Consider the following 13,283-nt stretch of genomic DNA (forward strand, 5'->3'; position numbering starts at 1 on the left):
GAATGTCTGTAGGGAGCTTCCCGGGACGACGGCGGTCGTCACTGCCTATCACGTGACGGGCGCGCCAGCCGACCTTGGCAATTCTTCGACAAACTCCCTGCAGCAATATGACAGCGAAGGAACGGCAGGTCGCCGTGAGCGGCGGGACCGCCCTGTCAGTCCGGCCAGGCCCCATTGGTCACGCGGACCGCGAAGAATCCGGTGTTCGAGTCGCTGTACCAGATCTCCTTGCGCTCCGGCGCGAACGCGGGCTTGGACAGCGCTCCGCCCTTGCCGGGCTCGGGCCCGAAGGCGCCGCCATCCAGCGGGGCGTTGAAGTAAGCCACTTCGCGGGGATGGTAGGGATCGCGGATGTCGAACACGCGCAGTCCGGAAAGAATCATGCTGCAGGCGACGATGGGCGGATCGACGCGCGTCGGCACGTCGCAGTAATGCGCGGAATATCCGCCGAAGGCGGTGTCGCCGGCGCCGGGATCGGCTGCGATCGCGGCGAAGTTCTCCGGCTGGTGGACTTCCAGACGCAGGTTGGAAATGACCTTGGGCCTGGTTTCATCCGACAGATCGATGATGCGTCCGGCGCCGACCGATGACGCCGCGCCGAACTCATCGAACTCGACCAGATAGGGCTTCCCCTTGATCGTGATCGGCACCGCGTTCTGCGGGATGCTGCCGTTGTCCCAGCTCAGCTCGGAAAGGGTCGTCACCTTCGGGTTGGGAACGCGCTGCTGAATCTGCGAGATGTCGAGGATTTTCACCTTGCCGCCGGTATCGGCGACGTAGGCCCGGGTGCCGTCCGCGCTGACCGACACGCCATGCGAGGTCATCGGGCCGATCCAGATCGGCACCGGCAGCGAGGGGTTCTCGATATCGACCGCGGTCAGCGTCGGCGTGAACGGCGTGCCGGCGAAGAAAGTGCGCCCGTCCGGCGAGAGGCCGCTCTCGTGTCCGAACGAGCCGACCGGCGAGATCGACTTGAGGACCGGCTGGCGACAGTCCTGCGTCAGGTCGTAGATGTCGACCAGACCGGGCCCGAACGCCGGATTGCCGTTGACGGCGATCAGCAGTCCCCGCTCCTGGCTGAGGATCAGCGACTCATGCGGCGACATCATCGCCGGCGTGACGAGCTGGGCCGTCAACGTCGGCTTCGACGGATCGCTCATGTCGAGCACGTTGACGCCGACTGCGCGGTCGAACACGCCGAGCGGGAAAATGTTCGAGGAATCGTAATAGGCGCATTCGCGGCCGTTGGCATCCACGTAGCGCTCGACCTTCCATCCGCCGACGGTCGCGATGCTGTTCGGCGTCGTGTACGAGCCGACGACTTCCGTATTGCAGCGGATGCCCTGCAGCGCCAGCCCGCTGTCGATATCCGCCTGCGACAGGCGGCCCTGAAGGCCAGGCTCGGGCCGCGAGCCCGGACCGCAACTGGCCTTGGGCGTCGAAGGCGGCGCGCTGCCGGCCAGCGGTGGCGGCGACGCCGGTGAGGCGGCGGCCGGATCCGATCTGCCGCAAGCGGAAAGACCCAGACTCAGGACGCACACGGACAGGCCAACCCACAGGATTTGGCGATTCACAGTCTTCTCCTCTCGCGATACCGCTTTTTTTCGTCATCCGGCAGCGAGGCTTGAAGGCCTCGCGCCGCATGCGTGTCCGCTCTCCACCGGCAGGCCGGCGAATGCGGAGGCTTCAGCGAGGGTGCACCCTTTCAGAGATGTCGACTGTCAAAAGAGTGACAGCCTCGACCGGTTCGACCCGCCCGTTCCTGTCCTCTTTTTGATAGACATCCGCGGCGGGCTTGCGCACAGTCGCAGCGGGCCGGCAGAGCCCACGGGGAATCCGGATCGATCCCCGCACGAGTTTTTACCTTCCTGGTGACTGGAGAGTGCGCATGTCGTTTGCGCGTGTGGAAGCGTCTGCGCAGGGGCGGCAGGCAGACGCGGTGGCGGTTGGCGTCATTGGCTGCGGCGTCGTCAGCAACGTCTTCATGAAGACGATCGCCCAATCGAGCGTCGTCTATCTCAAGGCATGCGCCAGCGCGACGGGCGCGAGTGCCAAGGTCCAGGCCGGCAAGTTCGGGACGACGGCGGTGAGCGTCGACGAACTGCTGGCCGATCCGGAGATCAAGGTCGTTCTGAACCTGACGCCGCCGAACGCGCACTTCGACATCTGCCGCCGCGCGCTGGAAGCGGGCAAGCATGTCTTCAGCGAAAAGCCGCTGACCACTTCACTGGACGAAGCGCGGCTGCTGGCGCGCATCGCCGCGGAGCGCGGCCTGCGCGTCGGCTGCGCACCGGACACCTTCCTCGGGCGTCCGCACCAGCTGGCCCGCCAGGCGATCGATGCCGGTGCGATCGGCAAGATCGTCGGCGGCGCCCTCACGGTCGCCTCGCACGGCATGGAACACTGGCATCCCAACCCGGCGTTCTTCTATCAACCCGGCGGCGGCCCGGTGCTCGATGTCGGCATCTATCCGGTGACCCAGCTGGTGAACCTGCTCGGACCGGTCGACCGCGTCGTCGCGCTGTCGTCGATGCCGGCCACCCAGCGGCTGATCAGCAGCAAACCGCTGGCCGGCACGATGCTGGACGTCGAAGTGCCGACGACCTACAACGGCGCCTTGCTCTTCAAATCCGGCGCCAATATTTCGCTGACGATGTCCTGGGACGTCTGGAAACATCAGCGCCAGCCCATCGAGCTGTACGGCGAGGAAGGAACGCTGCTGAATCCGGACCCGAACTTCTTCACCGGCACGCTGCAGATCAGCAAACGAAACGCCGAATGGGCACCTGCCGAAGGACAGCGCGAAGACGACGAACTGGATAACCAATTCAAGCCGCTCGGCGGACCGCGCGGGCTCGGGCTCATCGACCTGGTGCTCTCGGTCGAACGCGGCCTGGTGCCGCGCACCGACATCAGCCTGGCCATCCACGTGCTCGAAGTGCTGCTCGCCATCGAGGAGTCTGCCGCGAGCGGCCAGGCGGTGAAGATCGCATCCACCGTCGAACGCCCCGCGGCGCTGTGAAGGGACGACCCACATGCCCGCTCAACTGAAAACCGCTTTCGAACGCTGGTCCATCCGCCAGTTCATCCGCTTGAAGTGGCGCGGCCAGCGCGCCACCAATCTGACAGTCGCGAATGAAAAGATGCCGGTGGAAGGCGGCAGGATTCGCGTGCGCATCTACAGGCCGCAAGGCCAGGGCCCCTTGCCGATCCTGCACTTCTTCCATGGCGGCGGCTGGGTACGCGGCGACCTCGAAACCCACGATGCGCTGTGCCGCGATCTCTGCGTGCAGAGCCAGCGCATCGTCGTCGCCTTCGACTACCGCCTCGCGCCGGAGCATCCATTCCCGACCGCGGTCCGCGACTGTCTCACCAGCCTGCAGTGGATCAAGGACAACGCTGCGCGCCTGGGCGGCGACGGCCAGCGGCTCGTCATCTGCGGCGACAGCTCCGGCGGCAACCTCGCGGCGATCGCCGCGCAGCAGGCGCGTGCCACACATCCCGATCTCATCAAGGGGCAGGTGCTGATCTACCCCGCCGTCGATTACTGCGCGGAGGCAAGCTGGCCGTCTTACCAGACCTACGGCAACCCGCCGTACTCGCTGACGATCGAGCGCATGAAACACCTGTGGTCGCTGTACCTGCGCAAGGGTCCGGCCTGGAACCGCGCGGACAGCTCGTGCGAACTGATGACGCCGCTGCACACGGCGAACCTGAGCCGGATGCCGCGCACGCTGATGATCATCGCCGAGCATGATGTCCTGAGCGACGAGGGCGTCGACTACGGCCGGCGGCTGCGCGACGCCGGCACGGATGTGCAGGTGAGCATCTACCCCGGACAGCAACACGGATTCGTCGGCGTCATGCCGGGCGCGGCGCATCGGCAAGCGGTTGCCGAGATCGCGCGCTGGCTGTGCGATCTGCACTGATCTTCGCGGACTTATACTGCGCGCCCGCGTGACCCTCACTCCAACCATGACCGACATGCCTGCGCCCCAGGGCGGTGCGCGCCGCGCAGCCGTGATCTTCATCTTCATCACGGTCTGCATCGACATCATCTCGTTCGGGATCATCATCCCGGTCCTGCCGCGCCTGGTCACCGACTTCGCCGGCGGCGACAGCGCGCATGGCGCCCGCGTGTTCGGTATCTTCACGACAGCCTGGGCGCTGATGCAGTTCTTTGCGTCGCCGATCCTCGGCGCGCTGTCGGATCGCTACGGACGTCGCCCGGTGATCCTGCTGTCCTGCACCGGCATCGGCCTGGACTTCATCCTGATGGCGATGGCGCCGAGCCTCGCCTGGCTGTTCGTCGGTCGCGTCATCTCCGGCATCACGGCCGCCAACTTCAGCACCGCCAGCGCCTATATCGCGGACGTCACCGCACCGGAAAAACGCGCCGCGGCTTTCGGCATGCTCGGTGTCGCGTTCGGCGTCGGCTTCGTGATCGGGCCGGCGCTCGGCGGCGTGCTCGGCGACATCGATCCGCATCTGCCGTTCTGGGCCGGCGCGGTGCTCGCGCTGATCAACGCCGCCTATGGCTACTTCGTCCTGCCGGAATCGCTGCCGCCCGAACATCGCAGCCCGTTCTCCTGGCGCAAGGCCAATCCAGTCGGCGCGCTCAAGCTGCTGCGCTCGCATACCGAGCTGATGTCGATGGCGAGCATCAACTTCCTCGCGCAGCTGGCGCAGGTGGTCTACCCGACCGTGATCGTGCTCTACATGGGCTATCGCTACGGCTGGGACGCCCACGCGATCGGCCTGACGCTGGCTTTCGTCGGCGTCTGTTCGGCCATCGTCCAGGGCGGCCTCACGGGGCCGGTCGTCAAACGTCTCGGCGAGCGGCGCGCCTTGCTGTTCAGCCTGCTGATCGGCATCGCCGGCTTCCTGATCTTCGGCCTGTCGCCCACCGGCGTCCTGTTCCTGTGCGGCATTCCGGTGATGGCGCTCGCCGGTTTCGCGAACCCCGCGGTGCAGAGCCTGATGACGCAGCGCGTGCTGCCCAGCGAACAGGGCCTGCTGCAGGGCGCCAATGCGGCGCTGATCGGCATCGCCGGCATGATCGGGCCGATCATCTTCAGCCTGACCTACGCGCACTTCATCGATCCGCAAAGTGCAGTGCATGCGCCGGGCGCGCCGTTCGTGCTGGCGGCGGCACTGATGACGATCGCCGCGGCGATCGCCTGGCGCGCGGCGCGGCCTGCGCGCTGACGCGCGCGCCGTCTAGAAGAGCCTGATTTTCCGGGCGCGGAAATACTCGTCCAGCGTCTTCGGCGCGAAATCGTCGCCGCGGCCTTCGTCGTCGACGCCGTTCGGGCCCGTCGAGTAGAAGACGATCGACTCGGCGGTCCGCTTGTAGACGAACGGACGATCCCACAGATCCGTCGGCAGCGCTGCAAAGAACGGCCGCGATGTTTCAAGTGGAGCCGACTTCAACAACGTCGACATCGGCGGCAGCGGCGTTTCATGCGCCATCCGCCCGCCGGCGAGTGCCGCTCCCGAACTCGCCAGGACGGTCGCCATGGCAATGGCTGTTGCAATCGCAGCCCTGTTCAACATGAATAGCGTCTGAGAAATCATCGTCGCCGCACCGATCGCGATTTGAACCGAGTGAATCAATCGTCGCAATGTGTCCTGCATGTTTCGCGCCATGTCGGACAGCCGGCCTCGATCGGCCGCTTCAATGGCCCCATCGTGCAAAACGCCAACGCGGGAGAACTGCGGCTACAGTACGCCTCCCGGCGCACCCGCGCCCGAACGGCCCCACAGGACTAGCAATGAACGCAGCTTTTGCCCAGCGCATCGCACTGATGAATTCGATGTACCGACTGCCCGCGAACGATGCGCCGGCGATTCCTGACGACGTCGCCGACCGGCTGCGCAAGTTCAAGGCGACGATTTCCGACGAGGTCAGCGAGATCGACGAGATCGTCGCGCTGAAGGAGAGCGGCGCCAGCTCGCTGGATGTGGCGGTGGCGATCGCCGATCTGCTCGGCGACATCATCGTCTACTGCCGCTCGGAAGCGCTCAAGTACGGCCTGCCGCTGGAAGCGGTGCTCGACCTGATCATGGACAGCAACGAAAGCAAGCTCGGCGCGGACGGCAATCCGATCTACGACGCCAACGGCAAATTCCTCAAGGGCCCGAGCTACTGGAAGCCCGAGCCGAAGATTCGCGAGCTGCTGGCGCAGCGGATGGCCGCGAAGTAAGGCGCCGAGCCGGTGGGCAGACCTGCCCACCGGCTGACGCAGGCGGCAATGACTTACCAGCTGAGCTGCAGACCGACCCAGTAGGTGCGCGGCGCGAGCAGGTTGGCCGCGTCGTCCGACTCGACGGTGCCCGGATAGATTGCCATCGCCTTGTCGGAATCCAGCAGGTTCTCGACGGTGCCGTAGACGCGCACGTAGCGCCAGGTGTAGCCGAGCTGCGCGTTCAGCACCGCGTACGGATCGACCTTGCCGCGCGGCTGGTTGGCGATCTCCGAGTAGTAGGCTTGCGTGTAGCGGCCACCGAGATTGGCATCCCAGCCGCCGCCAGCCCAGTTCACGCCGCCGGAGAACGAGAACGGCGGCGACAGCGGCAGTTCATTGCCCTGGTAGCCCGAGTTCGGGTACTTGGTGATCTCTGCCTTGATCAAGCCGACATTGCCGTACAGCTCGAAGCCGTCGGCCAGCAGCCAGTCGGCGCTGAACTCAGCGCCGTAGCTGCGCGCTTCGTCGGCGTTGTCGACGACGAAGGAGTAGTCGCTGGGATCCGCCGGCGTCAGATCGTAGGCGAGCTGCATGTCGCGATAGTCGGAATAGAACAGGTTGGCACTCAGGCGCACGCGGCCCTGCGCGAACTCCTGGCGGCCGAACAGTTCCACCGTCCAGACGTATTCGGGCTCGTACTGGTAGTTGGTGACGACCTGGGCGTCTTCGTCGTACGCAGCGCCCGCACCGCCGCCGTTGTAGCCGCGCAGAATCTGGATGCCCAGCGTGCTGCGCTCCACCGGATGCCAGGCCAGGCCGAGCTTGGGCAGGAACGCGCGATAGGTTTCGTCCAGCTCGACCCGGATGATCTGGTCGTTCGTGTCGCCACCGCCGCGGCGGTGCTCCTCCTGCTCGTAGCGCGCACCGGCGATCAGGTCCAGCGTCGCCGTCAGCGGCCAGTTGGTTTCGCCAAACACCGCGGCAGTGCGGATGTGATCGTCGAACTTGAGGCCGCCGGCCGAGTCCAGCGCTTCGTCCTGGTCCGCCTTGAACAGATACAGGCCGGCGACACCAGAACGCCGGCCGTCGCCGCTGTAGCGCAGGCGCGGCTCGACGACGTATTCGCGACCGTCGATGTTGGCGATGCCACCGCCCTCTTCGGTCAGACGCTTGACGTTGAGATCGGTGCCGCTGAGCAGGCTTTCGAAGCTCAGGTTCGGATCGAACTCGTAGCTGGTGTCGGCAATGATGCTGCTGGTCTTGGGCTGGAATACCGGCTCGACGTAGCCGAAGCCGCCGCCACTGCGATCGCCGAACGGCCGCGACACGCTTTCGGTCTGCGGGCCGGAATGGTCGGAATGGTTCAAGGTCAGCAGGCTGCGCAGCGCCGGCATCGACATTGGCTGGATCAGCAGCTTGCCGCGCAGGTTGAGCGATTCGAACTCGGTCGGATCGCCGCCGCCGTCAACGGTCTGCACGTCCCTGACCCAGCCGTCCTGCCGCGAGAAGTCCGCCGCGTAACGCGCCGCCACGCTTTCGCTCAAGGCGCCGCTGACCACGGCGGACATCCGCTGCTGGCCGTAGTTGCCGCCGCCGATGCGCAGCGCGCCTTCGGGCTCGAACGTCGGATCCTTGGTCTTGGTGGCGATCGTGCCGGCGATTGCATTGCGGCCCTGCAGCGTGCTCTGCGCGCCGCGCAGCACTTCGACCTGCTGCACGTCCCACAGCATCGAGTCGCCGAAGATGATTTCGTTGTAGCTCGCCGGGCGACCGTCGATCTGCCAGTTCAGGCGCGGCCGGCTGCCGGCGACGAATGCATCGAAGCCCTGCGACGCACCGGTACTGTCGACGCCGCGCACGGCCGGCGCGATGTTGCCGGTGCCGATGAAGACGATGTTCGGCGTGTTCGCCAGCACGTCCTTGACCGAGTTGAAGCCCGCACGCGCCGCCAGATCGCGCTCGTCCAGCACGATCGTGCTGGTTGCCGTGTCGAGCAGCGAACGGCTGCTCTTCTCGGCGGTGACGTAGATGGTCGGCAGCGCGGCAGCGGTGTCAGCGGCCTGCGGAGCGGGCGTCGGTTCAGGCGCGACGGCAAGCACCTGGGCACCGGCGAAACCGGGAATCAGCATCAGCGCCAGGGCGGTGGAACGAAATAGCGACGAGTTCATACAAGCGGACCTTCATGAAGTCTGGTGATTGCCTGGGCGCCTGCGCGCTGGGTGGTGGAGAAACTGGAAAAACGATCGGCCACGCGAAAAGCCCACGAAACTGCCGGACGGCAGCGCGGGACATCGGCGATAGAGACGGAAATGCACATGCACGGCAGCCGGTGTTGAAGCGCCCTGGCTGTGCGTGCTGGCTGAGGCGGGATTTGCGCAGCGGATTCTAGCGCAATCCCCTTGTCAGCCATTGACTACATCGGCAGTTCCGCTGCTGCACGACCGTCACCCGCATCGTCGCGCCAGCCGACCGATTCCGCCGGGCGCTCCAGCCAGCGGATGACCTTGATCGGCTCCAGGCCGACATGAATCTCCAGCGCGCGCTGCTGGAGCTGGCTGTCTTCCAGCGTGCGGCGGCTGCGCTGGCGCAGGTAGTCGTCCCAGGTCGGACAGGTGAAGCGTTCCGCCCACAGACCCGGATCGGCGATGTTGCGCGACAGCGAGCAGTCGTAGGCGCCGTTGCGGATCCGCACTTCCTGCAGCTCGCGGACGATCTGGTAGAAATCTTCCGAGCGATCGAGCGGCACGCGATACTGCAGCTCGATGCTGATCGGCCCGCTGTTGCCGCGGATGCCCAGCTTCACCTGCGGATCGGCCAAGGGCCGTTCGTCCGGTTCCGGCGAGGCCTTGCCTTCGGCGACGCCGAGATAGACGCCCATCAACGGCGACAGCGCCATGCCGGCTGCCGCCAGCAACAGCACTTCGGCAACGCCGGCTTCCTTGGCAATCATGCCCCACAACGCGGAGCCGACGGCGATACCCAGCGAGGTCGAAGCGCTCGACGCCGCAATCGCGCGCCCCGCAACCCAGCGCGGCACCGACAGCTGGATCGCCACGCTGAGCGTCGTCGTCATGATCATCCAGCTCATGCCGGCCGCCAGCAGCAACGCGATGTCCAGCGGCAGGCTGCGGCTCAACGCCAGGCCGCCCAGGCACAGCGCCTGGACGACGCTGCAGACGCGAACGGTGTGCTCGCTGCCCAGCCGCGCGCGCAGCGGCTGCAGGAAGAAAATGCCGGACACCGCGCCGAGGCCGAAGCAGCCGAGCAGCACGCCGTAGGTCCTCGCCGTGCCCTGCAGCAGTTCGCGCGCAATCAGCGGCATCAGCGACAGCAGCGCCGCGCCCATCAGGCAGATGATGAAGGACCGCACGATGGTCGTCCGCACGGCGCGCATGTGCGCGATGTAGCGCAGGCCGATGCTGATGGAACGCGTCAGCCGCTCGGGCGGCAGGCGCGACGCTTCGGCCGGCCGCTTCCAGTGGTGCAGCGAAACCAGCATCGGGATGTAAGTCAGCACGTTGACCGTGAACGCCACCGTCGCGCCGACCGCCGCGACGATCAGTCCGCCGATCGCCGGGCCGACGCTGCGCGCCAGGTTGTAACTGATGTTGTTGAGCCCGACCGCCTGCGGCACCAGCGCCTTGGGCACCTGCTCCGCCACCGACGCGCCGCGCGCCGGTGCGGCCAGCGCGCCGCCGCAGCCGACCAGGAAGCAGAAGCCGAGCAGGACCCACGGCGTGATCCAGCCGAGCAGCGACGCCAGCGCCATCAGCGCCGCACCGACCAGACTCAAGCTCAGCGCCGCCATCTGCACCTTGCGGCGGTCGTGGATGTCGGCCAGCGCGCCGGCCGGCAGCGCGAGCAAGGCCACCGGCAGGAAGGTCGCGGTCTGCACCAGCGCCACATGATCCGCGGTCGAGATCGAGGTCATCGTCCAGGCCGCCGCCACGCCCTGGATCAGGCTGCCGGTGTTGGACACCGTCGTGCCGAGCCAGAGATTGCGGAACACCCGATGCCGGAACGGCGCGAAGACGCTGTCATCTCTCATGGGACGCATTGTCCGCTGATCCTCGACCGGACAGGAAGGGCTGCCGGCCGCCGGCAACGCCGTTTGCATGTCCAGAAAACCGCGCGATGTCCTCGCGCGCTCGGTCAGACTGCAAGCGTTCGACAACCGCAGCAGGGACCGCCCATGAAAGTCACCGATCAGCTGGTCTGCCTCTGGCTGACGCCTTTCTTCGGCGCCATCCTGGTCTTTGCGTTCCTGCTCTTCCCCGGCTTCGTGCCGCCGATGTCGCCGACGATGCCGGCTGCGGATGTGGCCGCATTCTTCCGCGACAACGCCGCCGCCATCCGTTGGAGCATGGTCCTCTTCAACCTGACCGACGTCATGCTGCTGTCGCTGTTCGCCGTGGTCTGTGTGCAGATGAAGCGCATGGCAACACCGAGCCCGGCGCTGGCCTATGCCCTGCTCTGCACGGTGGCGAGCGTCGTCATGCTATTCGCGCTGTCCGACCTGCTGTGGCTGATCGCGGCGTACCGACCGGAGCGCGATCCGGATCTGATTGTGCTGCTCAACGACATGGCCTGGATCACCTTCGCGACGCCGGTCGGGCTGTTCTGCGCGCAATGCGTCTTCCTCGGCATCAGCATCCTGCTCGACGGCCGGCCGCAGCCGGTGTTCCCGCGCTGGGCAGCGCATTTCAACTTCGCCGTCGCTGCGCTGACGCTGCCGTCGGCGCTGTCCGCGATGCAGCTCAGCGGACCGCTGGCCTGGGACGGCGCCGTGTCGTTCACGCTTCGCTGGATCGTGTTCGCGATCTACATCGTCGTCATGTTCCTGCTCGCGCGGCAGGCGATCCACCGCCAGGCCGCCGAGATCGGAGCGCCGGCATGACGGCCGCGGCTGTCGCGGCGGCGCAGGCCGAGCAGGAACGCCACCGGCGCCGGACCAACAAGGATCAGCTTGCCTACTTCTGGACGATCCCGGCCTACTTCGGCCTGTTCGGCCTGATCTTCGTGCCGCTCGGGCGCGTCATGCCGCCGCCCTCGCCGGGCAAGTCGGTCGCCGAAGTCGCCGCCTTCTTTGCCGAACACGCCTGGACGATGCAGGTCGGTTTCGTGCTGCTGATCGCCGTGATGGGCGTGTTCAACTTCATGAACGGGCTGTTCGCCGTCCAGCTCAAGCGCGCCAGCCACGGCAACAGCTTCTGCTATTTGTTTCTCGGCGCGCAGTCGGTCGGCGCCGTCAACGGCTGCCTGTGGCCGGTGATCTGCCTGCTGGTCGCGGTGTTCCGGCCCGAGCGCGATCCGCAGCTGCTGGCGCTGCTTTACGACATCGCCTTCCTGTCCTTCGTCGGCTCGCTGGGCTGCTTCGTCACTGCCTGGCTGTCGCTGATCTGCGCCGTGCTGCTCGACCAGAACGCTGTGTTCCCCAAGTGGTTCGGTTATGCCTGCATCTGGAACCTCGCCACCGAGCTGGTCGCCGCGCCCTTGTTCTTCTTCAAGCACGGCGCCTTCGCCTGGGACGGCGTCATCAGTTTCTGGATCGACACTGCCGTCTACGTCGTCTGGCAGAACGCCGCGATCATGCTGCTGCTCAAGGCGATCAAGCAGCAGCCGCTCGGCATCCCGGCGCAGGACTGAAGCATGAGCCTGTCTGCGACCCGCACCGGCGAAACCACCAGCGAAGTCCGGAACTATCCCGGCGATTCGGCGATGTGGATCTTCGTGCTCGGCGACCTGCTGATCTTCAGCAGCTACTTCATCGTCTACGCGATCAAGCGCATCCAGTCGCCGGCGCTGTTCCTCGAATCGCAGCGCCACCTCAACCTCGGCATCGGCGTGTTCAATACGGTCGCCCTGCTGACCAGCTCATGGTTCATCGCGCAGGCCGTGCAGGCGGCGCGCGAAGGCAAGGACCGCAGCGCGATGAAGCTGCTCGGGCTATGCATGGGTTCCGGCGTCGCCTTCGTCGCCGTCAAGGCCTGGGAGTGGATCTCGAAGATCGTCGCCGGACAGACCTTCACGAGCAGCGAGTTCTTCTCGTTCTACTACTTCTTCACCGGCATCCACCTGATTCACCTGCTGCTTGGCCTGGGCATCCTGGGCCTTGCTGCCGCGAGATTCCGTAGCGCGCAGCCGCAGCGCGGGCAACTGCTCGAGTCCGCCGCGATCTACTGGCACATGGTCGACCTGCTGTGGGTCGCCATCTTCGCCCTGCTGTATCTAATGAGGTGAGCCATGGCATCCGCACAGACTAGGACGCTGACCATCGTCTGGATCGTGCTGTCGGGACTGACGCTGCTGTCCTGGCAGCTCGGCTCACCGCACGGCATGGCGCTGGACGTCAACGTGCCGATCACGCTCGGCGTGCTGGCGATGAGCTACCTCAAATGCCGGCTGATCATGCGGCACTTCATGGAAGTGCGCAGCGGCCCGCGCAAGCTGCGCCTGTTCGCCGATCTCTGGCTGGGCGGCCTGTTCGGGCTGATCGCGCTGATCTATCTGGTCGGTCTGCGCTAGCGCTTCGGCCAGATGTTTCCGCGCACCGCGGGCGGCGGCGTCTCGACTGCGGTCGCATCCGTCGGCTGGGCGACCGGCGCGGTGCGCCCCATCGCGGCCAGCTTGCGCGACAGGCGGAAGGCGTAGGTCTCGACAACCCGCCAGTCCCACGCCGACACCGGTCCCAATTCCGGATGCCGGCCCTCGCGCGACTGTGCGCGCGCTTCGGAATTCACCGCGATCCGGCACTGCAGCGTCTGCGGCTGCGCGGCGTACAGATGCAGGCGGATGATGCCCCAGCCGGACAGCGAGTGGCGGAAGGTTTTGCCCTCCCGCGGCGGATCGAGTTCGACCCTGCGTTCAAGAACCTGACCCCGCATCGACGGATACCACAGGCCGAAGGCGTAGTTGTGCACCTGGTTCTCGATGCAGTGCGCAGCCATGGCCATGATCTCGGCCTGCGATGCGAAGTGCTGCAGCGGCTCACCGAGTTCGGATTCGGACGATGCCACCGTCGGCGTTTCCGACTCGAAGGCGCTGGCGACCAGGGTGGCGAAGTCCGGCGCGGTGATGAGGGTGGCAAGAGTCACT

13 protein-coding genes are annotated in these 13,283 nt (G+C 66.3%); 8 read left to right on the forward strand and 5 right to left on the reverse strand.

Annotated features, from left to right (window positions below):
* Window positions 1-155 precede the first annotated feature (155 nt).
* Window positions 156-1,574, reverse strand: a complete 1,419-nt coding sequence (locus tag AC3WUF_RS11155; RefSeq protein WP_492425449.1) for an LVIVD repeat-containing protein — start codon at window positions 1,572-1,574, stop codon at window positions 156-158.
* Between the two features lie 314 nt (window positions 1,575-1,888).
* Here AC3WUF_RS11155 and AC3WUF_RS11160 point away from each other — a divergent pair, with 314 nt between their 5' ends.
* The 3 genes from AC3WUF_RS11160 to AC3WUF_RS11170 are packed head-to-tail and all read left to right on the forward strand — an operon-like array spanning window position 1,889 to window position 5,208.
* On the forward strand, window positions 1,889-3,022 hold the full coding sequence (locus AC3WUF_RS11160; RefSeq protein ID WP_492425451.1) for a Gfo/Idh/MocA family protein: 1,134 nt from the start codon (window positions 1,889-1,891) through the stop codon (window positions 3,020-3,022).
* 13 nt (window positions 3,023-3,035) lie between these two features.
* Complete coding sequence (locus AC3WUF_RS11165; RefSeq protein WP_492425453.1) at window positions 3,036-3,929, forward strand: alpha/beta hydrolase; 894 nt, start codon at window positions 3,036-3,038, stop codon at window positions 3,927-3,929.
* A gap of 55 nt (window positions 3,930-3,984) precedes the next feature.
* Window positions 3,985-5,208 (forward strand): TCR/Tet family MFS transporter, encoded by a 1,224-nt coding sequence (locus tag AC3WUF_RS11170; protein WP_492425455.1) that lies wholly within the window; start codon window positions 3,985-3,987, stop codon window positions 5,206-5,208.
* A 12-nt stretch (window positions 5,209-5,220) separates the two neighbouring features.
* Here the strand turns inward: AC3WUF_RS11170 and AC3WUF_RS11175 are convergent, their stop codons facing one another.
* On the reverse strand, window positions 5,221-5,637 hold the full coding sequence (locus AC3WUF_RS11175; protein ID WP_492425457.1) for a hypothetical protein: 417 nt from the start codon (window positions 5,635-5,637) through the stop codon (window positions 5,221-5,223).
* Between the two features lie 137 nt (window positions 5,638-5,774).
* On the opposite strand from AC3WUF_RS11175, the gene AC3WUF_RS11180 reads away from it, so the two are divergent.
* Window positions 5,775-6,206 (forward strand): pyrophosphatase, encoded by a 432-nt coding sequence (locus AC3WUF_RS11180; protein ID WP_492425459.1) that lies wholly within the window; start codon window positions 5,775-5,777, stop codon window positions 6,204-6,206.
* 53 nt (window positions 6,207-6,259) lie between these two features.
* On the opposite strand, the gene AC3WUF_RS11185 is transcribed toward AC3WUF_RS11180, so the two are convergent.
* Both AC3WUF_RS11185 and AC3WUF_RS11190 read right to left on the reverse strand, forming a co-directional pair.
* On the reverse strand, window positions 6,260-8,356 hold the full coding sequence (locus AC3WUF_RS11185) for a TonB-dependent receptor (RefSeq protein WP_492425461.1): 2,097 nt from the start codon (window positions 8,354-8,356) through the stop codon (window positions 6,260-6,262).
* Between the two features lie 245 nt (window positions 8,357-8,601).
* The gene (locus AC3WUF_RS11190) at window positions 8,602-10,236 is read right to left on the reverse strand and encodes an MFS transporter (protein WP_492425463.1); all 1,635 of its coding nucleotides are present in this window, start codon (window positions 10,234-10,236) and stop codon (window positions 8,602-8,604) included.
* A 144-nt stretch (window positions 10,237-10,380) separates the two neighbouring features.
* Between AC3WUF_RS11190 and AC3WUF_RS11195 the strand changes: the two genes are divergently transcribed.
* The 4 genes from AC3WUF_RS11195 to AC3WUF_RS11210 are packed head-to-tail and all read left to right on the forward strand — an operon-like array spanning window position 10,381 to window position 12,713.
* Entirely contained in the window at window positions 10,381-11,085 is a 705-nt protein-coding gene (locus AC3WUF_RS11195) for a hypothetical protein (RefSeq protein ID WP_492425465.1), read from the forward strand.
* Window positions 11,082-11,834, forward strand: coding sequence for a hypothetical protein (locus AC3WUF_RS11200; protein ID WP_492425467.1), 753 nt, complete (start codon window positions 11,082-11,084; stop codon window positions 11,832-11,834). Before AC3WUF_RS11195 ends, AC3WUF_RS11200 begins: the two co-directional genes overlap by 4 nt.
* A gap of 3 nt (window positions 11,835-11,837) precedes the next feature.
* On the forward strand, window positions 11,838-12,428 hold the full coding sequence (locus AC3WUF_RS11205; protein ID WP_492425469.1) for a cytochrome c oxidase subunit 3: 591 nt from the start codon (window positions 11,838-11,840) through the stop codon (window positions 12,426-12,428).
* 3 nt (window positions 12,429-12,431) lie between these two features.
* The gene (locus AC3WUF_RS11210) at window positions 12,432-12,713 is read left to right on the forward strand and encodes a cytochrome C oxidase subunit IV family protein (protein ID WP_492425471.1); all 282 of its coding nucleotides are present in this window, start codon (window positions 12,432-12,434) and stop codon (window positions 12,711-12,713) included.
* Here AC3WUF_RS11210 and AC3WUF_RS11215 read toward each other — a convergent pair.
* Complete coding sequence (locus tag AC3WUF_RS11215) at window positions 12,710-13,282, reverse strand: hypothetical protein (protein ID WP_492425473.1); 573 nt, start codon at window positions 13,280-13,282, stop codon at window positions 12,710-12,712. The genes AC3WUF_RS11210 and AC3WUF_RS11215 overlap by 4 nt on opposite strands.
* Window position 13,283: the final 1 nt, after the last annotated feature.

The sequence above is a fragment of the Fontimonas sp. FW305-C-3 genome, from assembly GCF_058783185.1.